General features: G+C 66.1%; 19 protein-coding genes. 15 read left to right on the top strand and 4 right to left on the bottom strand.

Annotated elements, in window-relative coordinates:
• Window position 1 precedes the first annotated feature (1 nt).
• The 3 genes from KQI11_RS13455 to KQI11_RS06350 all read left to right on the top strand — a co-directional run bounded on the left by KQI11_RS13455 (window position 2) and on the right by KQI11_RS06350 (window position 4674).
• Window positions 2-3169: an FtsX-like permease family protein gene (locus tag KQI11_RS13455; protein ID WP_216401507.1), complete on the top strand. Its 3168-nt coding sequence runs from the start codon at window positions 2-4 to the stop codon at window positions 3167-3169.
• Window positions 3170-3316: 147 nt separating this feature from the next.
• On the top strand, window positions 3317-3736 hold the full coding sequence (locus KQI11_RS06355) for a GtrA family protein (protein WP_243164209.1): 420 nt from the start codon (window positions 3317-3319) through the stop codon (window positions 3734-3736).
• Window positions 3733-4674: a glycosyltransferase family 2 protein gene (locus KQI11_RS06350; protein ID WP_216401506.1), complete on the top strand. Its 942-nt coding sequence runs from the start codon at window positions 3733-3735 to the stop codon at window positions 4672-4674. The genes KQI11_RS06355 and KQI11_RS06350 overlap by 4 nt, the downstream gene beginning before the upstream one ends.
• 312 nt (window positions 4675-4986) lie before the next feature.
• Here KQI11_RS06350 and KQI11_RS06345 read toward each other — a convergent pair whose 3' ends face one another.
• Window positions 4987-5337, bottom strand: a complete 351-nt coding sequence (locus tag KQI11_RS06345) for a DUF2200 domain-containing protein (protein WP_216401505.1) — start codon at window positions 5335-5337, stop codon at window positions 4987-4989.
• A 122-nt stretch (window positions 5338-5459) separates the two neighbouring features.
• The gene (locus KQI11_RS06340) at window positions 5460-6782 is read right to left on the bottom strand and encodes an amidohydrolase (RefSeq protein ID WP_216401504.1); all 1323 of its coding nucleotides are present in this window, start codon (window positions 6780-6782) and stop codon (window positions 5460-5462) included.
• Window positions 6783-7109: 327 nt separating this feature from the next.
• Between KQI11_RS06340 and KQI11_RS06335 the strand changes: the two genes are divergently transcribed.
• The 5 genes from KQI11_RS06335 to KQI11_RS06315 all read left to right on the top strand — a co-directional run bounded on the left by KQI11_RS06335 (window position 7110) and on the right by KQI11_RS06315 (window position 10754).
• Window positions 7110-7667, top strand: coding sequence for a DUF5317 family protein (locus KQI11_RS06335; protein WP_185914673.1), 558 nt, complete (start codon window positions 7110-7112; stop codon window positions 7665-7667).
• A complete protein-coding gene (locus KQI11_RS06330; protein WP_216401503.1) occupies window positions 7668-8132 on the top strand; it encodes a hypothetical protein in 465 nt (154 codons plus the stop codon).
• A gap of 3 nt (window positions 8133-8135) precedes the next feature.
• Window positions 8136-8789 (top strand): accessory gene regulator B family protein, encoded by a 654-nt coding sequence (locus KQI11_RS06325; protein ID WP_216401502.1) that lies wholly within the window; start codon window positions 8136-8138, stop codon window positions 8787-8789.
• On the top strand, window positions 8786-8911 hold the full coding sequence (locus tag KQI11_RS06320; protein ID WP_044993103.1) for a cyclic lactone autoinducer peptide: 126 nt from the start codon (window positions 8786-8788) through the stop codon (window positions 8909-8911). Before KQI11_RS06325 ends, KQI11_RS06320 begins: the two co-directional genes overlap by 4 nt.
• A gap of 178 nt (window positions 8912-9089) precedes the next feature.
• A complete protein-coding gene (locus KQI11_RS06315) occupies window positions 9090-10754 on the top strand; it encodes a bifunctional diguanylate cyclase/phosphohydrolase (RefSeq protein WP_216401501.1) in 1665 nt (554 codons plus the stop codon).
• Between the two features lie 78 nt (window positions 10755-10832).
• On the opposite strand, the gene KQI11_RS06310 is transcribed toward KQI11_RS06315, so the two are convergent.
• Together KQI11_RS06310 and KQI11_RS06305 are read right to left on the bottom strand one after the other, a co-directional pair.
• Window positions 10833-11363, bottom strand: a complete 531-nt coding sequence (locus KQI11_RS06310; protein ID WP_286172590.1) for a GNAT family N-acetyltransferase — start codon at window positions 11361-11363, stop codon at window positions 10833-10835.
• Window positions 11364-11642: 279 nt separating this feature from the next.
• Window positions 11643-12968, bottom strand: coding sequence for an amidohydrolase (locus tag KQI11_RS06305; protein WP_216401500.1), 1326 nt, complete (start codon window positions 12966-12968; stop codon window positions 11643-11645).
• Window positions 12969-13276: 308 nt separating this feature from the next.
• On the opposite strand from KQI11_RS06305, the gene ispD reads away from it, so the two are divergent.
• Genes ispD through yfmH form a run of 7 tightly spaced genes read left to right on the top strand, consistent with a single transcriptional unit; the run spans window position 13277 to window position 20955 of the window.
• On the top strand, window positions 13277-13978 hold the full coding sequence (ispD, locus tag KQI11_RS06300; protein ID WP_185914678.1) for a 2-C-methyl-D-erythritol 4-phosphate cytidylyltransferase: 702 nt from the start codon (window positions 13277-13279) through the stop codon (window positions 13976-13978).
• Between the two features lie 2 nt (window positions 13979-13980).
• Window positions 13981-14505, top strand: a complete 525-nt coding sequence (gene ispF / locus KQI11_RS06295; protein ID WP_207721183.1) for a 2-C-methyl-D-erythritol 2,4-cyclodiphosphate synthase — start codon at window positions 13981-13983, stop codon at window positions 14503-14505.
• Between the two features lie 37 nt (window positions 14506-14542).
• The gene (gene cdaA / locus KQI11_RS06290; protein ID WP_216401499.1) at window positions 14543-15418 is read left to right on the top strand and encodes a diadenylate cyclase CdaA; all 876 of its coding nucleotides are present in this window, start codon (window positions 14543-14545) and stop codon (window positions 15416-15418) included.
• Entirely contained in the window at window positions 15415-16680 is a 1266-nt protein-coding gene (locus tag KQI11_RS06285; protein WP_185914680.1) for a CdaR family protein, read from the top strand. Before cdaA ends, KQI11_RS06285 begins: the two co-directional genes overlap by 4 nt.
• A gap of 38 nt (window positions 16681-16718) precedes the next feature.
• Window positions 16719-18311, top strand: a complete 1593-nt coding sequence (locus KQI11_RS06280) for an NAD(P)/FAD-dependent oxidoreductase (protein WP_216401498.1) — start codon at window positions 16719-16721, stop codon at window positions 18309-18311.
• A 40-nt stretch (window positions 18312-18351) separates the two neighbouring features.
• Window positions 18352-19620, top strand: coding sequence for a M16 family metallopeptidase (locus KQI11_RS06275; protein WP_216401497.1), 1269 nt, complete (start codon window positions 18352-18354; stop codon window positions 19618-19620).
• 12 nt (window positions 19621-19632) lie between these two features.
• Window positions 19633-20955: an EF-P 5-aminopentanol modification-associated protein YfmH gene (yfmH, locus tag KQI11_RS06270; protein ID WP_185914683.1), complete on the top strand. Its 1323-nt coding sequence runs from the start codon at window positions 19633-19635 to the stop codon at window positions 20953-20955.
• Window positions 20956-20983: the final 28 nt, after the last annotated feature.

Here is a 20983-nt window from a genome sequence, read left to right as displayed (position 1 = left end):
GGTGAAGAGACAGCGCAAGACCGCCCTCTGGAAGGACGCCTTCCGGGAGGTGCGCAAGACCAAGAGCCGGTTTTTCTCCATCTTCTTGATCGTGGCCCTGGGGGCCGGCTTTTTTGCGGGGATCAAGGCCACCGGGCCGGACATGAAGCTCACCGGCGACGCCTATTTTGACGAGCAGGATTTGATGGACATCAAGGCCCTCTCCACCTACGGACTCAACGGGGACGACATCGCCGCCCTGGAGGCCGATGAGATGGTCAAGGCGGTGGAGCCGGCCCACTCGGTGGACACCCTGGTGCACGACGGCGAGAAATCCAGCGTCATCAAGGTGCTGGGGCTGCCGGGAGAGGGGGGGATCAACGCCCCCCGGCTGATGGAGGGGCGGCTGCCCGAGGCGGAGAACGAGTGCCTCATCCAGTACGGCGGCCACCTGAGCCGGCGGCTGCAGATCGGCGACACGGTGACCCTCTCCCCCGGCAAGGAGGGGGAGGCGCTGTCGGACACCCTGCGGGAGAGCAGCTACACGGTGGTGGGGGTCGCCCAGTGCCCCCTCTACATCACCTTCTCCATGGGCACCACCAGCATCGGCAGCGGCACGGTGGACGACCTGCTGCTCATCCCCGATGAGGCCTTTGTCCTCGACTACTACACCGAGGCCTACCTGACCCTCAAGGGGGCGGCGGAGCTGGACTGCTTTGGGGAGGAGTACGGCCAGCTGGTGGCCGACGCCAAGACCCGCCTCGAGGGGGTGGGGGAGGCCCGCGCCCAGGCCCGCTACGACGAGATCTACGAGGAGGCCGCGGGCAAACTCGACGACGCCCAGGCCGAACTGGACCAGGCCAGGGCCGACGGGCAGGCCGAACTGGACGCGGCCAAGAAGAAGCTCGACAGCGCCGCCGCCGAGCTGCAGAGCGCCAAGAGCACCCTGGACGCCAGCGAGAAAAAGCTGGCCGACGCCAAGAGCCAAATCGCGGCGGGGGAGGCGGCCATCCCCCAAAACCAGGCCGCCTTTGACGAGAAGGTCGCCGCCGGCCAGGCCGAACTGGAGCAATCCCGCAGCCAGCTGGCCCAGTTGGAGCAGGGGATCGCCGCCCTGCAGGGCCAACTGGCCGCCATGGGCGACCCCGCCCAGCTGCCGCCGGAACTGCAGGCGCAGTACCAGGCCCTGGCCGGGCGGATACAGGGGATGCAGGCCCAACTGGACGGGGGCCGCGCCCAACTGGCCAAGGGGGAGGCCGCCCTGGCCGCCGCCAAAAAGGACGGCCAGGCCCAACTCGACCAGGCCCGGGCCGACCTGACAAAGGCCAAGAGCGACTACCAGCAGGGCCTGGCGAAATACCAGACCGGGTTGGCCCAGTACCAGCAGGGCCAGCGGGAGTACCGCAGCGGCGCCGCCGAGTACGAGAGCGCCAAGGCGAGTTTTGCCACCCAGATCGCCGACGGGCAGGAGGAGATCGACGAGAACCGGGCCAAACTGGCGGACATCGCCCTGCCCAAGTGGTATCTCTACGACCGGGACGGGAACGTGGGCTACTCCGGCTTTGCCGACGACGCCGACCGCATCGACGCCATCTCCCTTGTCTTCCCGGTGTTTTTCTTCGCGGTGGCGGCCCTGGTCTGCCTGACCACCATGACCCGGATGGTGGAGGAGCAGCGCACCCAGGCGGGCACCGTCAAGGCCCTGGGGTACGGCAGCGGCGCGGTCATCTGCAAGTACCTGCTCTACGCCGTGACGGCGGCGGTGCTGGGGGCGGTCTTCGGCATCGTGGGGGGGCTGCTCCTCTTCCCCAACGTCATCTTCAACGCCTATGCCATCATGTACCGAATGACAAAGGTCATCGCCCCCATCCGCCTCGACTACCTCCTCTGGATCACCCTGGGGTCGGCGGCCTGTGCGGCCCTGGCAGTGCTCTACGCCTGCGTCAAGGAGCTGCGGGAGACTCCCTCCCAGCTGATGCGGCCCAAGGCCCCCAAGGCGGGCAAGCGGGTGCTGTTGGAGCGGGTGGGCTTTGTCTGGGACCGGCTGAGCTTCATCGGCAAGGTGACAGTGCGCAACCTCTTTCGCTACAAAAAGCGCATCGCCATGACGGTGCTGGGGATCGCCGGCTGCACCGCGCTGATGATGGCGGGCTTTGGGGTGAAGGACTCCATCTCCGACATCGTCAGCATCCAGTTCGGCGAACTGGATGTCTACGACGGGCAGGTGGTCTTTGACGAGGACACCCTCGCCGAGGACCGAGAGGACTTCGATGTCCTCCTGGCCGGGCAGTTGGGGCTGGGGGCGCACCAGTACGCCCGCGAGAAGTCGGTCACCGCCGGCAGCGACAGCCGCCAGCTGGAACTGACCCTGGTGGTGCCCGAGGAGCCGGAGCGGCTGGGCGAGCAGATCGTGCTGCGCACCCGCAAGGGGCACGAGCCCATCCCCCTCACCGACGAGGGGGCGGTCCTCAGCGAAAAGGCCGCCAACCTGATGGGGGTCTCGGCGGGGGACGAGATCTTCCTGGTGGCCGACTCGGGGGAGCAGCTCCCGGTCAAGGTGGCCGCGATCACCGAGAACTACGCCTTCCACTACCTCTACCTCTCCCCCGCCTACTACCGGCAGGTCTTTGGGGAGGAGATGCGCCCCAACACCCTGCTCTTGCAGATGGACGACCCAGGGCAGGAGGGGCAGGATGCCCTTTCCGGGGCGCTGTTGGAGCACGACGGGGTGCTGATGATCAGCTACACCAGCGGCATCAAAAACAGCTTTGGCGACACGGTGACCAGCCTCAACTACGTGGTGCTGGTGCTCATCGTCTCGGCCGGGGCGCTGGCCTTTGTGGTGCTCTACAACCTCACCAACATCAACGTGGCCGAGCGGCTGCGAGAGATCGCCACCATCAAGGTGCTGGGCTTTTACGACAAGGAGGTCTCGGCCTACATCTTCCGGGAGAATGTGGCCCTCACCCTCATGGGCACCGTGGCTGGGCTTTTGGGGGGCATCTGGCTGCACCGGTTTGTCATCACCACCGCCGAGATCGACACCATCATGTTCGGGCGGACGGTGGCCCCCCTCAGCTACCTCCTCTCGGCGGCGCTGACCATCCTCTTCGCGGTGCTGGTCAACCTGGCCATGCACTTTCACCTGAAAAAGGTGGATATGGTGGAGAGCCTCAAATCGGTGGAATAGGGTTTTCGGCAGGGAAAAGGCGGTTGTGGAAACCGCCTTTTTTTGGTATAATGAACAGAAATTCTGGGAAGGAAAAGGGGGAGGTGACTCCCTTTTGGTGCTGGCGGTGCGGCTGGCTTCAATGCTGCCAATGAGGGGGATACTTGATTGAAAGACCTGCTGAAAAAGTACAAAGACGTTCTGCTCTACCTGATTTTTGGCGCCCTCACCACCCTGGTGAACATCGTCACCTACGCGGCCTTTACCCGGCTGGTGGGGATGGGGGAGATGGGGAGCAACGTCTGGGCCTGGGTGCTGTCGGTCCTCTTTGCCTATGTGACCAACAAGCTCTGGGTCTTTGAAAACCGGGATTTCGGGGCCCGTCATCTGGCGCGGGAATTCGGCTCCTTTGTGGCGGCACGGCTCTTCTCCGGCGCCCTGGACATGGGGATCATGTGGCTGTTTGTCACCCGGCTGGCCTGCCCCGACCTGGTCGTGAAGATCGCCTCCAATGTGGTGGTGATCGTCCTCAACTACCTGTTCAGCAAGCTGTGGATTTTTAAAAAGAAGGATGGAGAGACAGCATGAGCGAGATCACCGTACTGGTTCCCTGTTACAACGAGCAGGAATCCCTGCCCTATTTTTACCCGGAAATCTGCAAGGTGGCCGGGCGGATGAAGGCCGCCTACGGGGTGGATTTCTCCTTTATCTTTGTGGACGACGGCTCCAAGGACGGCACCCTGGGGGTGCTCAAGGAGTTGGCGGCGGGGGACGAGCGGGTGCGCTACCTCTCCTTCTCCCGCAACTTTGGGAAGGAGGCGGCCATCTTCGCCGGGCTGCAGCACGCCACCGGCGACTACGTGGCCATGATGGACGCCGACTTGCAGGACCCGCCCCAGATGCTCGAGGAGATGTATCGCGGCATCGCCGAGGAGGGGTACGACTGCGTGGGCACCCGCCGGGTCACCCGCAAGGGGGAGCCCAAGGTGCGCTCCTTCTTCGCCCGGCTCTTCTACAAGCTCATCAACAAGATTTCCGACACCGAGATCGTGGACGGCGCCCGGGACTTTCGGCTGATGACCCGGCAGATGGTGGATGCCATCCTCTCCATGAGCGAGTATAACCGCTTCTCCAAGGGAATCTTCAGCTGGGTGGGTTTCTCCACCAAGTGGTTGGAGTACGAGAATGTGGAGCGGGTCGCAGGGGAGACCAAGTGGTCTTTCTGGAAACTGCTGCTTTACTCCATCGACGGCATCACCGCCTTCTCCACCGCCCCCCTGGCCATCGCCTCCCTCATGGGGGTCCTCTTCTGCTTTTTGGCGGCCATCCTGATCGTGGTGGTCATCGTCAAGACCCTGGTCTGGGGCGACCCGGTGGCGGGCTACCCCTCGATGATGTGCTTTATCTTCCTCATCGGCGGCATCCAGCTGCTCTGTCTGGGCATTCTGGGGCAGTACCTCTCCAAGACCTATCTGGAGACCAAGCGCCGGCCGGTCTACATCCTCAAAGAGGACAACAAGAAATAAAAAAGAGGGGCGACAGCAATTTGCTGTCGCCCCTCTTTTTTTATAGCTTTAGCGCCCCACTCCCCAGCCCTTCCGGGGAAGTCATATTGCTTTCGCAGAGGGCTTCCCGAAAAAAAGCGCGTGAAGACGCAACAGGAAAAGCGATTTTGGGTTATAGATGAAGCGAAATAGTCCCCGGGGCTGCCGGGCTGCCGGTGGCAGCGCGCGGAATGCGGGACTGGGATTTCGGCGCTCCTTGCGGGGCTGGGCCTGTGCGGTGCCCTTTGAGGGCTGATGCCACAGCAGAGCAGCTCTTTGCCGGTGAGGCCTCTATCATGCCCGCAAAACGGCGTCCAGGGGCCGGCCTTTGGTCAGTTCGTCCACCAGTTTGTCCAGGCGGCGGATCTCCTGCAGGAGGGGGTCCTCCACCGCCTCCACCCGCACGCCGCAGACGGTGCCGCTGATTTTTTCCCGGTTGGGGTTCATCCGGGGCGCGTTCTCGAAAAAGGCGGCATAGCTGCCCTCTCCTGCGGCCAGCGCGTCGATTTCCCCCTGGCTGTACCCGGTCAGCCAGCGGATGACCTCGTCCACCTCGCCCTTGGCGCGCCCCTTTCTCACCGCCTTGTTGACGAGCAGGGGATAAATTTTGGAAAAGGGCATCTGCGCCGCCGTCTGCCGTCCCATCTGCCGCCCTCCTTCAAGAAGTTTGCCTGTGTCCCTCTCAGTTTGTCCGGGCGGCTTGCCAGTCATTCCCGCTGGGGGAGCGCCGTTTTTTGCAGTTGCCCGGCTCTGCGGGAAGGTGCGCCTTACTCCCCCACAAACTCCCGCCAGAACTGGAGGTAGCTCTCCTTGGTGTACTTGGGGACGAAGTTCTCCTTGACCCGCAGGGCCTCTGCCGCCCCGTCCCAGAGCAGGTCGACGGCGGTGGCGGCCATCATCTTGGCGGGGAGGATGTAGGCCATCTCCTCGTCGCAGATGGCGAAGTCCTTGGCGTGGGCGCTGCCGCAAAATCCCCCCGCCACCGGGTGGATGGCCGGGATCACGTGGCTGAGATCCCCCATGTCCGACGAGCCGGCCCCCATCTTGGGGCCCACGGTGGCGTCGATGACGTGCTCCTCCCCCAGCAGGGCGCGGGCATTTTGCAGGAATACCCGGTCCAGGTCGGGGTTTTGGCGCATGGGCAGGTAGCCGGGCAGCTCCTTGATCTCGCACCGGGCCCCCACGGCGTAGGCCCCCGCCTCCAAAGCGCGGTTGACCTTGGCGCTGGCCGCCACCACCGCGTCGGTGTCCATCCCCCGCACGTAGGTCTCGATGCGCACGTCGGCGGGGACGATGTTGACCAGGTCGCCCCCCTTGGTGATGATGGGGTGCACCCGGATGCCGTCGTCGTCTTTAAAGGTCTCCCGCTGGGCGTTGACGGCCATCAGCCCCAGCATGGCGGCGTTGAGGGCGTTGACCCCGTTTTCCGGCTCCACCCCGGCGTGGGCCTCTTTGCCGGTGTACTGCACGATCTTCCCCACAAAGCCGGAGGAGGGGGCCCCCACCACCGAGGAGCGGACGTCGGGGGAGCAGTAGGAGTGGACCATCATCGCCATGTCCACGTCGTCAAAGGCGCCCTCGGCGATCAGCTGCTGCTTGCCGCCCGCAAATTCCACCTTGCCCTCGTCCCGCAGCTTCTGGCGGTACTCCAGCTCCACAAACTCCTCGGCGGGGACGGCCAGAAAGGCCAGGTCCCCGTCCAGCTGCTCCATCGCCCCCGAGAGGCAAAGGCCCATGGCCGCCCCCAACATGGCGGCGATCTGGGCGTTGTGGCCGCAGGCGTGGGCCGCGCCGGAGCGCTCGTCGGCAAAGGGGTGGGTGGGGGAGACCACTGCGTCCAGCTCCCCCAGCAGGGCCACGGTGGCCCGGTGCTCCCGCCCGGCGGCCCGGGCCTTGACCCCTGTGAGTCCCAGCCCGGTCTGGTAGGGGAGGCCCAGCTCGGAAAAGACCGTCTGCACCAGCTCGCTGGCAAAGTGCTCCTTATACCCCAGCTCGGGGTGGGCGAAGATGGCCCTGCCCGCGTCGATGATCCGCTCCCGGTTCTCGTCAATGGTTTGCAATACCCGCTCTTTCAGCGCCCTGTTGTCCATGGGTGCGCCCTCCTTGTTAAAGCGGCTGCCGCCGCAATCGATGTCCGCCTTTTGGCCCCTCTATGATACCGCGTTTTGCGGGCGGGGGCAAGCGGAAAGCCGCAGTAAAGAAAGGGGCGATAGAGTGCCGCCAATTGGATGAACTTTATCGCATTTTTGAGGGAAACAGCGAAAACCGGTGATTTTGAAATTTTATTTGAAGGGAATCCCCCAATTTGTCTCATAAAGGGGATATTCGGGGGATTTTTGTTGACGGGGGCCTGGGGGACCGATATAATGAGAGGGTGAGAAACAGGGCCGGCAGTGCCGGGGAAAGGCGGGTTGAACGTGATCGAGACCATTCTTCTCGCCGTTTGGTGGGCCCGGCGCAAGGGCTATTCCCCGGCCGGCCTCAGGCGGGCGAAGCTCCTCTACCCCGCCTATCTGCTGGAACTCTGCACCATCGCCTTTCAGGTCTGCGTCTTCTGCGGGGTCTACACCTTCATCCCCTACGCCCCCATCCTCAAGACCAGCTACATGCTGGCCCTGGCCCTCCCCCTTATCGGCTACCGGCTCTGGGACGCGGGTCTCCTGAGCGCAGGGTGCGTCTTTCTGGGCAGCTTTTTAAACAACCTGGTCATGGGCCTCAACGGGGGGAAGATGCCGGTTTTTCCCACCCTCTCCTACCTGACGGGGTATGTCAACAGCCGCAACCTCAACCTGGGCGGCGGCATCCACGTGCTGGGGGACAGCGGCACCCGCCTGAAGGTGCTCGCAGACTACATCGACATCGGCTACAGCGTTCTTAGCATCGGGGACGTGCTGGTGCGGGTGATGGGCTTTTTGGCCGTCTACGCGACCCTGCGCCACCTCTCGCAGAAGGCCGCTTCAAAGGAGTTGGGATAGATGATCTTTTTGGTGGAACTCTTGCTGCGCGACATCCCGGAGGTGCTGCTGCTCCTCTTCGGGCTCTATGTCTTTGCCGGCCAGCCGGTGGAGAGGCGGCAGTACTTCCTCTCCGCCGGGGTGCTGGTGATCACCACCATCATCACCCGGGCCCTTCCCCTGAACAACGGCGTCTACATCCTCCTCAACGTCATCGTCCTCATCTCCCTGGCCACCTATCTCTGCAAGATCGACCTGCTCACCTCCATCAAGTCCAGCCTGATCGTCACCCTGATTTTGGCCCTGTTGGAGGCGGTCAACGTCTTTCTCCTTCAGCTCTTCTTCCACGGCGATCTGGGGGTGGTCTTTGAAGACCGCCTCTACAAGACCGTCGCCGGCCTGCCCACCGTGCTGCTGTTGACGGCAGTGCTGCTGGGCGCTTACGGCCTCAAGAAAAAGCGGGCCGGGCGCGCCCGGCGGGACTGACCGGTGGGCTGGCTGGAAGGGGCCGCCCAGCGGGCGGCCGGGCGGGTGGGCAGCGCCCTGTCCTACCCGCAGGAGCGCGTCGAGGTGCTGGCCTACGGCTTTTTCGGCCTCTTTCAGACGGCGTTTCTCCTGCTGGCGGTGGGCGCGCTGGGCGGCTTGAGCGGCCGCCTGGGGGAAGCGCTGACCGCCCTGGTGGGCGGCTCCCTGCTGCGGCGGCTCTGCGGCGGCGCCCACGCGCCCAGCCCCTTTCTCTGCGGGGCGGTGAGCGCCCTCTCCTGCTGGGGGATGGGCCTCCTCTCCGGCTGGGCCCTGCCCCTGTCTTTGCCCCGCCCCCTCTGGCTGGCGGGGGTGGCGGCCCTCTCCCTCCTCTCCATCCTGGCGATTTCCCTCTGGGCGCCGGTGGATCACCCCAACAAGCGGCTGCGGGATGCGCGGCTGCGGGCCGCCTTTCGCAGGCGGGGGGTGGCCCTGGCCTCCCTTTTGGCGGCCCTCTCCCTGGCCGGCGGCTTTGCCGGCGGCGGGTGGAGGAGCTGCGGGGGCGCGCTCTGCCTGGCGATCTGCTGGCAGGCGGCCTCCCTCACCCCGGCCGCGGTGCGGCTGGCAAAGCGATTGGCGGGCGCTCCGGCGCCCGCCGGGAAAGGAGGTGACATGACGTGAAAGGGAAGAAGTGGTATGCAGCGCTGGCGGCGCTGGCAACTGCAGCCGCGGCCCTGATGGCCTCTTCGGCTTGCCTGTGGTTTTTCTACCAGCCGAAGGAACCCGATTGCCTGAACAAGTAAGATGGCAAGGACTGCGAACCGCAAAAAAGAGCCGAAAGGCTCTTTTTTGCAGAACATCTGTCCTTGACAGGAGCACGCATCGGCCATACAATCGAGAGAGCAGCGACAAAAAACGACGGATGCCCGGACGACCTGTGCGCCCGGGCAGAAAGGGGGGCTGATGACAAGGATGGCAAACATGACAAACAAAAAGACAGATCGCCTCAACATACAGGATTTTCTGTTCTCGGTCCGGCTTCTCTCCCTCTTCTTTGCCGCCATCGCCTTTTTGCAGTTTGCCTACTGGCAGGTGGATGCGGGGGCGGAGTTTGCATCCTACGTCTGGTATGTCCCCCTGGCGGCCATTGCCATCGCCGCGTCCATCTACCTCTGCCTCTTCAACCTGCGCCGGGCCACCAAGCGGCAGCAGCGCTGGGGCAAGGCGCTGGAGTGCGGGCTGATGCTGGGGGTGTTCTTCTTCGCCATCGCCGTCACCGGCCTCTGGGAGAGCCAGTACAAGATCCTCTTTCTCTTCCTCATCATCAGCTACACCTTCGAGTCGGGGATGCGCGTCGGCCTGGGGCTGGCGGCCTTTTGCTCCCTGGCGATCGTGGCCATCGACGCGATCTGGGCCCCCACCCAGGGCGGGGTCAACCTGCAGATGCAAAACGACCTGCTCCTCTGCGGGGCCTTCATCGTCACCGCCTGGGCGCTGGGCTTTTACTCCCAGATCCGGCAGGAGTACATCGCCAGCTTGGAGAAGCAGGTGCGGGTGGACGGGCTCACCGGCCTTCTCAACCACCGCAGCTTTTACGACGCGGTGCAGGCGAGTTTTGAGCGGGCGGTGAAAGAGGACCAGCCCCTCTCCCTCATCTTTGCCGACGTGGACTACTTCAAGACCTATAACGACTGCCACGGGCACCAGGCCGGCGACACGGCCCTGGCGGCCATGGCGGGGCTCTTCACCCAACTGCTGGGGGGCGGGGAGCAGATTTTTCGCTACGGCGGGGAGGAGTTCTCCCTCATCCTCCCGGGGGTGGGGGAGGAGGAAGCCCGCGCCCTGGCCGAGCGGCTTCGCGCCGCGGTGGAGGAGCACCCCTTCCCTGGGGAGGAGGTGCTGCCCGGCGGGCGGCTGACCATCTCCTGCGGGGTGGCTGCCCGCACCCCCCAGCAGGCGGACTACAAGGAGCTGGTGCACAGCGGGGACGACGCCCTCTACCGGGCCAAGTTCTTCCGCAAAAACCGGGTGGAGGTCTACGTCTCGCTGCTGGAGCAGTTCCCCCGGGAGGGGAGCGAGGGGGTGGAGGAGGCTCTGGCCTCCATCAGGGCCCTCATCGCCGTGGTCAACTCCAGGGACATGTACACCTTTGGCCACACCGAGCGGGTGGTCTACTACGCCGACATGATGGCCCGGCAGCTGGCCCTCCCGCCGGAGGAGGCGGGGCAGTTGGTCTACGCCGCCTACGTCCACGACGTGGGGAAGATCAACATCCCCAAAGAGGTGCTGCTCAAGCCCATCGGCCTCACCGACGAGGAGTGGGGGGAGATGAAGCGCCACCCCGAGGAGGGGGCCTACATCCTGCAAAACCTGCCCAGTTTGGCCTTCACCGCCGAACTGGTCCGCCACCACCACGAGCGCTATGACGGCAGCGGTTACCCCGACGGCCTGAAGGGGGAGGAGATCCCCTATCTGTCGCGGGTGCTCACCCTGGTGGACAGCTTTGACGCCATCCTCTCGGACCGGCCCTACAAAAAGGGGCGCACCTTTGAGGAGGGGATCGTGGAGCTGGCGCGCTGCCGGGGCACCCAGTTTGACCCGGTCCTCACCGACCAGTTCATCGAGGCCCTGCGCACCGTGCGCTGATGGGGGAGATGCGAAGATCGCCCAAAAGAGAGAGGGGGGACGACTGGTCCCCCCTCTCTCTTTTTCATTCTCTGCCCCTCACCCCTCCTGGGGCGGGCGGCAGACGGCGTAGAGGTAGTGCAGCCGCTCGCCGCTGTAATAGCGGGTGAGAAAGGCCCGCTCCCGCTCCATCCCCAGGGCGCGGGCCACCCGGATGGAGGGCAGGTTGTCGGCTTTGATGACGGCGTGCACCTTCTCGGCCCCCAGGACCGTGAAGGCGTAGTTGACACAGGCGGCGGCCGCCTCCCGGGCGTAGCCCTGGTGCCAGCACCGGCGCTTGAGGAGGTAGCCCACCTCCAGCACCTCTGTCCCCTCGCAGGGCTGCCACGTCAGCCCTGCCTGGCCCACCATCTCGCCGCTGTCCTTTCGGCAGGCCGCCCAGAGGCCGTAGCCGTACCGGGCGTAGCGGCCCCGCTGCCGGTCCAGCCAGTCCTGCACCTCCTCGGGGGTGAAATCGTGCTCGTAGGCCAGCATCCCCTGCGGGTCCTGAAGCATCTGGGCCAAGTCGTCGAGATCCCCCTGCTCCATCTCCCGCAAAACAAGCCGTTCGGTCTCCAAAACAATGGCCATCCACCGCTTCCCCCTTCCAGTTTTGTCCGCCTATTTTACCAGTTTTTTGGCGGAGGGGCAAGGGCGGGGTGGACTGCGCTTGTCGGTGGGCCCCTCTTTCTGGGGGGAGGAAAACGCCCCGAGACGGGTCTGCCGCGGCCTTCGGGGTGGCCCTGCGGGCAGGGGCTTTTTCCCTGGTCTGCCCGCGGGGTCCTTCCCGGATCCCTGTACGCGCCCAAAAAGGCGCCCGTCGCCCCCCGAAAAAAGGGGGGCGGCGGGCGCCAAAGGGCGTTGGATGTTTTACTGGGCCTTGACGAATTCCCGCCAGAAGGCGAGGTATGTCTCCTTGGTGTAGGTGGGCTTGTACTCGGCCTTGACCTGGCAGGCGGCCTCGGCCCCATTGCAGAGCAGGTCGACCACAGTGCAGGCCATCATCTTGGCGGGGTTGATGTAGGCCATCTCCTCGTCGCAGACCAAAAAGTCCATGGCGTGGGCGGTGCCGCTGAAGCCGCCGGCCACCGGCTGGATGGTGGGGATGACCAGGCTCAGATCCCCCACGTCGGAGCTGCCGCCCCCGGCGGGGATGGCGCTGGCGTCCACCACGTTTTTCTCCCCCACCAGCGCGGCGGCGTTTTGCATGAACAGGGCGTCCATCTGGTGGTTGGTGTCGATGGGCAGGTAGCCGGGCAGCTGCACGATCTCCACCTCGGCCCCCACGGCCATGGCCCCGCCCCGCAGGGCCCGGTCCACCTTTTTGCTGGCGTCGACGATGGCGTCGATCCCCCGGCCCCGCACATAGGTCTCGATGCGCACGTCGGCGGGGACGATGTTGACCAGGTCGCCCCCCTTGGTGATGATGGGGTGCACCCGGATGCCGTCCTCGTCCTTGAAGGTCTCCCGCTGGGCGTTGATCCCCATCAGCCCCAGGCAGGCGGCGTTGAGGGCGTTGATGCCGTCGTGGGGGGCGGCCCCGGCGTGGGCCTCCTTGCCGCGGTATTTCACCAGTTTGCCCACAAAGCCCGAACAGCCCGCGCCCACGGCGGTGAACTGGGGGGTGGGGGCCCCGGGCATCGAGTGGACCATCATCGCCATGTCCACGTCGTCAAAGGCGCCCTCGGCGATCAGCTGCTGCTTGCCGCCCAAAAATTCGATCTTGCCGTCGCGCAGCAGCTTCTCCCGGTACTCCAGCTCCACAAATTCCTCGGCGGGCACCGCCATGAAGACCGCGTCCCCGTCCAGCTGCTCCATCGCCCCCGAGAGGCAAAGGCCCATGGCCGCCCCCAACATGGTGGTGATCTGGGCGTTGTGGCCGCAGGCGTGGGCCGCGCCGGTCTGCTTGTCGGCGTTGGGGTGCAGGGGGGAGACCACCGCGTCCAATTCCCCCATCACCGCGACGGTGGCACGGTGGTCCCGCCCGGCGGCCCGAGCCTTGACCCCGGTGAGGGCCAACCCGTTTTGGTAGGGCAGCCCCAGCTCCTCAAACATCTGCTGCACCAGGGCGCTGGTGCGGGTCTCCTTATAGCCCAGCTCGGGGTGGGCGAAGATGTCCTTGCCCAGGGCGATGAGCTTGTCCCGGTTTTGGTCGATGGCCGCGCAGACGGCCGCCTTGATCTGCTGTTTGTCCATTTGTCACTCGCTCCTTCTATCGGGCCGGCGCACAGCCGGCGAAATGGTCGCACAACAACACTATATCCGCCCGCGGCGGGGGCTGGCAATGGGGGCTTTGGCCAAAGTTTCGCCCCCTTTTTTGGCGGCGGGGTCATTTCGCCCAAGGAAGGGCCGCCGCTTTTGTGAACTTTTGGCGAACAGGAAAAATCAGGGGTTTAAACGACAGGGGTTTTATAGTATACTGTTAGGCGTATAGGAGCGTTTTGAGCCGCCCTTTTGCAGCCGGTTGGGCGGCCTCTTTTTTTCGCTTAGAGGAGGGGTGCGCCGTGGGGGAGAAGCGGCCTTTTGTGTCGGCCATCGTGGTGGCCGCCGGCAGCGCCAGCCGGATGGAGGGGATCGACAAGCAGTTTGCCCCGGTGGGGGGGATCCCCTGTCTGGCCCGCGCCCTGCTGTGCTTTGAGGAGTGCCGGGAGATCGGCGAGATCGTGGTGGTCACCCGGGAGGAGTCGATCGCCAAGGTGGCCGACCTCTGCGCCCGCTGGCGGCTGGCGAAGGTGAGCCAGATCGTCCGCGGGGGGGAGAGCCGCCAGCAGTCGGCGGCCATCGGCCTTGCCTGTCTCGACGGGCGCTGCCAGTACCTGGCCGTCCACGACGGGGCCCGCCCCCTCTGCGACAAGGCCCTCATCCGCCGGGTGCTGCGCGACGCCATCGCCCACGGCGGGGCGGCGGCCGCCGTCCCGGTGAAGGACACCATCAAGGTGCGGGGGGAGGACGGCTTCATCGACTCCACCCCCGACCGGGCCACCCTGTTTGCCTGCCAGACCCCGCAGATCTTCGAGGTGGGGACCTACCGCCGCGCCATGGAGGAGGCCCTCGCCCAGGGGCGGGATTACACCGACGACTGCCAGCTCTTCGAGAGCGCCGGACGGCGCGTTTACCTCTCGCAGGGAAGCTATCAAAACATCAAGATCACCACGCCGGAAGACCTGGCTCTCTGCGAGCAGATCCTGGCCGTGAGGGGGGAGTAGAGATGCAAGCGATCCGCATCGGGCACGGGTACGACGTGCACGCCTTTTCGCCGGGGCGGCAGCTGATTTTGGGCGGGGTGGACGTGCCCTGCGACCAGGGGCTGCTGGGCCATTCCGACGCCGACGTGCTGCTGCACGCCGCCATGGACGCCATCCTGGGCGCCCTGGCGCTGGGGGACATCGGCGCCCACTTCCCCGACACCGACCCCATGTACAAGGGCGCCGACAGCCGCGCCCTGCTGCGGGCGGTGCGGGAGATGATGAAGGAGCGCGGCTACAAGCTGGGCAACCTGGACTGCACCGTCATCGCCCAGGCCCCCAAACTGGCCCCATACATAGAGCAGATGCGCCGCAACCTGGCCGGCGACCTGCAGACCGAACTGGAAAACATCAGCGTCAAGGCCACCACCGAGGAGCACCTGGGCTTCACCGGCCGCCGGGAGGGCATTGCCGCCCACAGCGTCTGCCTGCTGCTGCCCATCGAGACCCCTCCCTCCCCCGACAGGGCGGGGGGACCCGCCCTGTAAACACCCTGTAACCTTTGCCATAGAAGGGGGCTTATCCATGCAAGCCATCACCACGTTTTTCGACTCGCTGGTCAGCGTCATCAAGACCATCACCGTCATGGATGTTCTGGACGTGGCCATCGTCTCTTACATCGTCTACGTCGCCTTTATCCTGGTGCGGGAGACCCGGGCGGCCCAACTCCTCAAGGGGGTCATCGTCTTTTTGGTGGCCTATGTGCTGGCCTCCCAGCTGGGGCTGGAATCGCTGAAATTCCTCCTCAACGCCATCCTCCAATTCGGGGTGGTGACGCTGGTGGTGGTCTTTCAGCCCGAGATCCGCCGCGCGCTGGAGAAGGTGGGCCGCACCAAGCTGCGCAGCCTGCGGTTTTTTTCCTCCGGCTCCACGGTGGACGAAGCCACCCGCAGAAAGGTGGAGAAGGCCATCGTCGTGGTCTGTGACGCCGCCGACATCCTCTCGGGCAAAAAGACCGGCGCCCTCATCGTCATCGAGCGGAAGACCAAGCTGGGGGACATCATCTCCACCGGCACCGTGGTGGACGCCGAGCCCAGCGTCGAGCTCTTCGGCAACCTCTTCTTCGTCAACACCCCCCTGCACGACGGGGCGGTGGTGATGCGCGACGGCCGCGTCTGCGCGGCGGGCTGCTTCCTCCCCCTCTCCCAAAACTTTGAGATCAGCAAGGAGCTGGGCACCCGCCACCGGGCGGCCCTGGGGGTCTCTGAAAACTCCGACGCGGTGGTGGTGGTGGTCAGCGAGGAGACCGGCCTCATCTCGGTGGCCTGCGACGGCCACCTCCACCGGGGCATCGAGCGCGACTACCTGCAGCGGCTGCTCTCCAACGAGCTGCTGCCCCAGGCCCCCGCCGCCGAGCAGAAAAAACGCCGCTTCCCCTTTGGCAGGAGGGAACACAGATGAAGAAACTCGATTTTCAGCGGCTGATGGACGACAGCCGCTTCATGAAGGTGCTCTCGGTGGGGGTGGCCATCCTCTTTTGGTTCGTGGTGGCCTTCACCATCAGCCCCACCATCACCACCACCGTCTCCGACGTGCCCATCACCATCTCCGGCAGCAACGAGACCCTGTCCTCGGTGGGGCTGGACGTGGTGGACGGGCAAAACCGCACCGTCCGCGTCAAGGTGGAGGGCCGCCGCGAGGTGGTGGGCTCCCTCAAGCCCTCCGACATCGTGGTCTACCCGGTGCTCACCAGCGTCACCGAGGCGGGGAAGTACACCTGCTCCCTGCGGGCGGTAAAGGCCGACTCGGCGGCCGACTTCACCATCCTCTCGGTCTCCCCCGAGCAGGTGGAGCTGACCTTTGACCGGGTCAAGACCCTCAAGACCGAACTGTCCGTCGCCGTTTCCGGCTACACCGCGGAGGAGGGCTACATCCTCGGCTCCTCCGCCGCCAACCCCAAGGAGATCACCGTCAAGGGGCCCGAGTCGGCGGTGGACCAGGTGGCCAAGGCCGAGGTCCGGCTGGACGGCAAGGACACCAAGTTGGCAAAGACCGCCAAGGTGGAGGCGGAGGTCCGCCTCTACGCCGCCGACGGCAGCGAGATCGAGCTGGGCAGCACCCTCTCTGTCGACACCCCCAAGGTGCAGGTGACCATCCCGGTGCTGAAAAAGGCCACCCTGCCCCTGAAGGTGGCATTCACCAACCTGCCCAGCGGGCTGGACGGCAGCGCCCTGCAGTACGACCTGAGCGAGACCGCCATCCAGGTGGCCGGCCCCGCCGAGACGGTGGACCGGATGACCGCCATCACCCTGGGCTACGTCAACGTGCTGGATTTCGACTACAAAAACGGCTACACCTTCCAGGTGCAAGACCAGCTGCCCACCGGCTTTGTCAACCTGGACGACTTCGACTCGGTGGCCGTCAGCTTCGGCAGCCGCTACGACGGCGGCAGCTTCACCGTCTCCAACATCAACGTCATCAACGCCCCCGAGAACTACGACATCTCGGTGGTGACCCGCCGCCTCTACGGGGTGAAGTTCGTGGGGCTGCGCGGCGACATCGACGCCCTGGAGGGGACCGACATCGTCGCCGAGGTGGACGGCTCGTCCATCGAGCTGAAAAACGGCCAGTACAACGTGCCGGTGCAGCTCTCCACCACCAGCGGGGCCATGGTCTGGCCCACCGGCAGCTATGAAGTAGTGGTGAAGGTGAGCGCCAAATAGGAAGCCCACAAGAGATTTTTGAGAGAGGAGGCCGCCCCTTGGCCATCTTGGTGCAGAATATCCCCGTCCCCCTGGGGGAGGACCCGGCCACCGCCTGCCAGAAGGCGCTCCGCCGCCTGGGGCTGAGACCCGCCCAACTGGCGGAGAGCCACCTGGCCAAGGTCTCCCTCGACGCCCGCCGCCGCGACCGGGTGCGCTATGTCTGCAGCGCCGAGTTGGCGCTGCGCGACCCCGCCCTGGAAGAGCGCCTCGCCGCCCGGGAGCAGGGGGTGCGCCTGGTGCGGGAGACCCCGCCCGCCTTCGCCCCCGCCGGGGCGCCGCTGGCCCACCGGCCGGTGGTGGTGGGCCTGGGCCCGGCGGGGATGTTCTGCGCCCTGGCCCTGGCGAGGCAGGGATACCGCCCCCTGGTGCTGGAGCGGGGCGCCCCGGTGGAGCGCCGGGTGGTGGCGGTGGAGCGGTTTTGGCGCACCGGAGAGCTGGACCCGGCCTGCAACGTCCAGTTCGGGGAGGGGGGCGCCGGCACCTTCTCGGACGGCAAGCTCACCACTCGCATCGGGGACGAGCGCTGCGGCTGGGTGCTGCGGCAGTTGGCCGCCTTCGGCGCGCCGGAGGAGATCCTGCACCGGGCCAAGCCCCACATCGGCACCGACCGGCTGCGGCAGGTGGTGCGGAATGTGCGGGGGGAGATCCTCCGCCTGGGCGGCGAGATCCGCTTCGACACCCGCCTGGAAGAAATCGAGATCGCCGGGGGCCGGGTGGTCTCCTGCACCGCCGGGGGGGAGAAGATCCCCTGTTCCCGGCTGGTGCTGGCAGTGGGCCACAGCGCCCGGGACACCTTTGCGCTGCTCTTTGACAAGGGGCTGCCGGTGGCGCCCAAACCCTTTTCGGTGGGGGTCCGGGTCGAACACCTGCAGGGGGACATCGACCGGGGCCTCTACGGCGACCTGGCCGGGGACCCCCACCTGCCGGTGGGGGAGTACCAGCTCTCCCGCCGGGTGGACGGGCAGGGGGTCTACACCTTCTGCATGTGCCCGGGGGGAACGGTGGTCCCCGCCGCCTCCGAAGAGGGGGGCGTGGTGGTCAACGGGATGAGCGAGTACGCCCGCAGCGGCCCCAACGCCAACAGCGCCCTGGTGGCCGGGGTGGACAGCCGGGACTTCGGCCAGGACCCCCGGGCGGGCATCGCCTTTCAGCGCCAGCTGGAGCGGGCGGCCTTTGCCCTGGGGGGCGGCGGTTACCGGGCCCCCTGCCAGAGCGCCGACGCCTTTTTGGCCGGGCGGCCGGGGGCGAATTTTGGCCGGGTGGCCCCCAGCTACGCCCTGGGGGTCGCCCCGGCCGACTTCTCCCGCCTCTTCCCGCCCCGGGTGTACGGGATGCTTCAGTTAGGGCTGCGGGACTTCGGGCGCAAGCTGCCCGGCTTTGACGCGGCCGACACCCTCCTCACCGGGGTGGAGACCCGCACCTCCTCCCCGGTGCGCGTCCTGCGGGGGGAGGACCTCTGTTCCCCGGCGGCCTTCGGCCTCTACCCCTGCGGGGAGGGGGCGGGCTACGCCGGGGGGATCGTCTCGGCGGCGGTGGACGGGGTCCGGGTGGCCCAGGCCATCATGGGCAGCGGCAGCCCGGCCCGGTGAGCGAATGGATTTGAGAAAGACAACGGAAGGACTGTCATACATGGAACGAAAAACCCTTGCCGAGGGGATCTCCCTCACCACCCTGGGGGACGGGCGCTACGTCTGCAACCGCATCTCCGTCAACCTCTGCTTCCCCCGCAGCGAGGAGGCGTCGGCCCAGGGGGCGATGCTCTCCTACCTGCTGCGGCGGGGGAGCGAGCGCTACCCCGGCTTTGCCCCCCTCAACCGCAAGCTCTACGACCTCTACGGGGCCTACTACGACTGCACCCTCGCCACCCTGGGGGGCTGTCAGGTGTTGAGCCTGGCGGTGCAGACCATCGACGAGGCCTTTGCCTGGAAGCGGGAGAAGATCAACGGCGAACTGGCCGACTTCCTCTGCGACATGCTGCTGCGGCCCAACGCCCCCGGGGGCGCCTTCCTCCCCGACGAGGTGGCGGTGGAGCAGAAAAACCTCTGCGAGGAGATCGACAGCGAGATCAACAACAAGCGGGCCTACGCCCTGGGGCGCAGCCGGGAGATCCTCTATGCGGGGACCCCCCTGGCCGGCTCCCGCCTGGGCACCAAAGAGACGGTCCTGGCCCTGGACGGGGCGGCCCTCTACCGGGCCCTGCAGCGGCTGCTGGAGAGCGCCCAGGTGGAGATCCTCTGCAGCGGCCGGGGCGACTTCTCGGGCGCGGCCGAGGTCTTTGCCCGGCAGTTGGGCGGCCTGCCGCCCCGCCCCGCCGTCTTCTCCCTCCCCCCGCTGCCCTCGACCGAGGGCCCCAGGGAGGTGGAGGAGGCCCTCTCGGTCACCCAGTCCAAGCTGGCCCTGACCTTCCTGCCCGCCCGCCGGTTTGCCCCCGGGCAGTACGGGGCGGTGCGGGCGGCCGTCGCCATCTTCGGGGGGGCGCCCTTCTCCCGCCTCTTTGCCAACGTGCGGGAGAAGCAGAGCCTCTGCTACTACTGCGACGCCCGCTTCAACCGGGTGACCGGGGTGCTGACGGTGGACTGCGGGCTGGACGAGAAGGACGTCCCCCGCGCCGAGGAGAGCATCCGCCGCGAACTGGCGGAGCTGGCCGCCGGCAACTTTACCGACGAGGAGTTGCAGGACGCCAAGGCCTACCTGAAAAACAGCATGACCGCCATGGAGGACTCCCTGGCCGAGCTGGACCCCTGGTACCTGGGCCAGGTGCTGGAGGGGGACGCCCAGTCCCCCCAGGACGCGGCCGCCCAGATCGAGGCCGCCACCCGGGAAGAGGTCATGGCCGTCTGCGCCAGCTTCTCCCAGCGGCTCCGCTACCTGCTCAAGCCCCGGCAGCGGGCGCTCTAGGGGGGCGGCGAGATGGAAGACAAGCGACTGTTTGCGAGAGGAGACGGGATGGATTTGGTTCGCACCGAGACGATTCGCGCCAAGGGGTTTGCAGGCGGCTACCAGAAGGCGGTCATGCCCTCTGGGCTGACGGTCCTGCTCTACCCCACCGAGGGGCTCTCCACCGCCCACTGCCTGCTGGGGTGCAAGGTGGGCAGTCAGGACTGCGCCTTTTTCGACGGGGAGGAGGAAGTGCACATCCCCGCCGGGGTGGCCCACTTTTTGGAGCACAAGCTCTTTGAGAGCGAGGAGGGCGACCTCTTTTTGAAGTTCGCCAAGACCGGGGCCAGCGCCAACGCCTACACCAGTTTTGACCGCACCTGCTACCTCTTCACCGCCACCCAGAACGTGGCCCAGTCGGTGGACATCCTCCTGGGGCAGATCGGCGCGCCCTACCTGACCGACGAGAACGTGGAGAAGGAGAAGGGGATCATCGCCCAGGAGATCAAGATGTACGACGACGACCCGGACTGGCGCTCCACCTTCGACCTGCTGGGCTGCCTCTACCACAACGACCCGGTGAAGGAGGACATCGCCGGCACGGTGGACTCAATCCAAAAGATCGACCGCGCCACCCTGGAGCGGGTGCACCGCCTCTTCTACGACCCCCGCAACATGGTGTTGGCGGTGGCCGGCAACATCGACCCGGACGAGGTGCTGGAGGTCTGCCGGCAGCGCTGCAGTCAGGCCCCCGAGGGACCCTTCTCCCTGCGCCGCGAGCGGGTCTACGAGCCGCGGGAGATCGTCAAGACCTACGCCGAGGAGAGCTTGCAGATCGCCGTTCCCCTGGTGACGGTGGGCTTTAAGGAGGCCCCGGTGGAGAGCCCCTTTGACCGGGTGGTGGACACGGTGATCCTGGAACTGCTCACCGGCGAGACCAGCGACTTCTACCGCGAGATGTACGAGGCGGGGATCATCGGCCCCACCTTCGGCTACGACGTGTTCAGCGGCGACAGCTACCACGCCCTCCTCTTTTCCTGCGAGACCCAGAAGACCGGCGAGTTCTCCTACTGCCTCTACGCGGCCATCGAAAAGGCCCGGCGGGAGGGCCTCCCCCGGGAGGATTTCGAGCGGATCAAAAAGGGCATCTACGGCCGCTATATCCGCACCTTCGGCCGGCCCGAGGCCATTGCCACCGCCCTGGTGGGGGCCCATTTCCAGGGCTGCACCCTGTACGACAGCATCGACTTCATCAAGTCCCTTCGCTTTGCCACCGTGCAGGCCCGGTTTGCCGAGATCCTGCGCCAGGAGCGCAGCGCGGTCTCCATCATCTGGCCCAAGAAAGAGGAGAGATAGCCGCCCGCGGGGCGGACCCACCACCCGA

This window comes from Acetanaerobacterium sp. MSJ-12 (assembly GCF_018917875.1).
GTDB lineage: Bacteria > Bacillota > Clostridia > Oscillospirales > Ruminococcaceae > Bittarella > Bittarella massiliensis.
Note: the sequence above shows the minus strand (reverse complement) of the source record. Positions and strands in the feature narration are given on the sequence as shown.

Coding starts and splice junctions, on each gene's coding strand:
- cdaA (WP_216401499.1), top strand. CDS start 14,543: ATGCAAGCCATCACCACGTTTTTCGACTCGCTGGTCAGCGTCATCAAG.
- KQI11_RS06330 (WP_216401503.1), top strand. CDS start 7,668: ATGATCTTTTTGGTGGAACTCTTGCTGCGCGACATCCCGGAGGTGCTG.
- KQI11_RS06315 (WP_216401501.1), top strand. CDS start 9,090: ATGACAAACAAAAAGACAGATCGCCTCAACATACAGGATTTTCTGTTC.
- KQI11_RS06340 (WP_216401504.1), bottom strand. CDS start 6,782: ATGGACAACAGGGCGCTGAAAGAGCGGGTATTGCAAACCATTGACGAG.
- KQI11_RS06275 (WP_216401497.1), top strand. CDS start 18,352: ATGGAACGAAAAACCCTTGCCGAGGGGATCTCCCTCACCACCCTGGGG.
- ispF (WP_207721183.1), top strand. CDS start 13,981: ATGCAAGCGATCCGCATCGGGCACGGGTACGACGTGCACGCCTTTTCG.
- yfmH (WP_185914683.1), top strand. CDS start 19,633: ATGGAAGACAAGCGACTGTTTGCGAGAGGAGACGGGATGGATTTGGTT.
- KQI11_RS06350 (WP_216401506.1), top strand. CDS start 3,733: ATGAGCGAGATCACCGTACTGGTTCCCTGTTACAACGAGCAGGAATCC.
- KQI11_RS06345 (WP_216401505.1), bottom strand. CDS start 5,337: ATGGGACGGCAGACGGCGGCGCAGATGCCCTTTTCCAAAATTTATCCC.
- KQI11_RS06310 (WP_286172590.1), bottom strand. CDS start 11,363: ATGGCCATTGTTTTGGAGACCGAACGGCTTGTTTTGCGGGAGATGGAG.
- KQI11_RS06305 (WP_216401500.1), bottom strand. CDS start 12,968: ATGGACAAACAGCAGATCAAGGCGGCCGTCTGCGCGGCCATCGACCAA.
- KQI11_RS06285 (WP_185914680.1), top strand. CDS start 15,415: ATGAAGAAACTCGATTTTCAGCGGCTGATGGACGACAGCCGCTTCATG.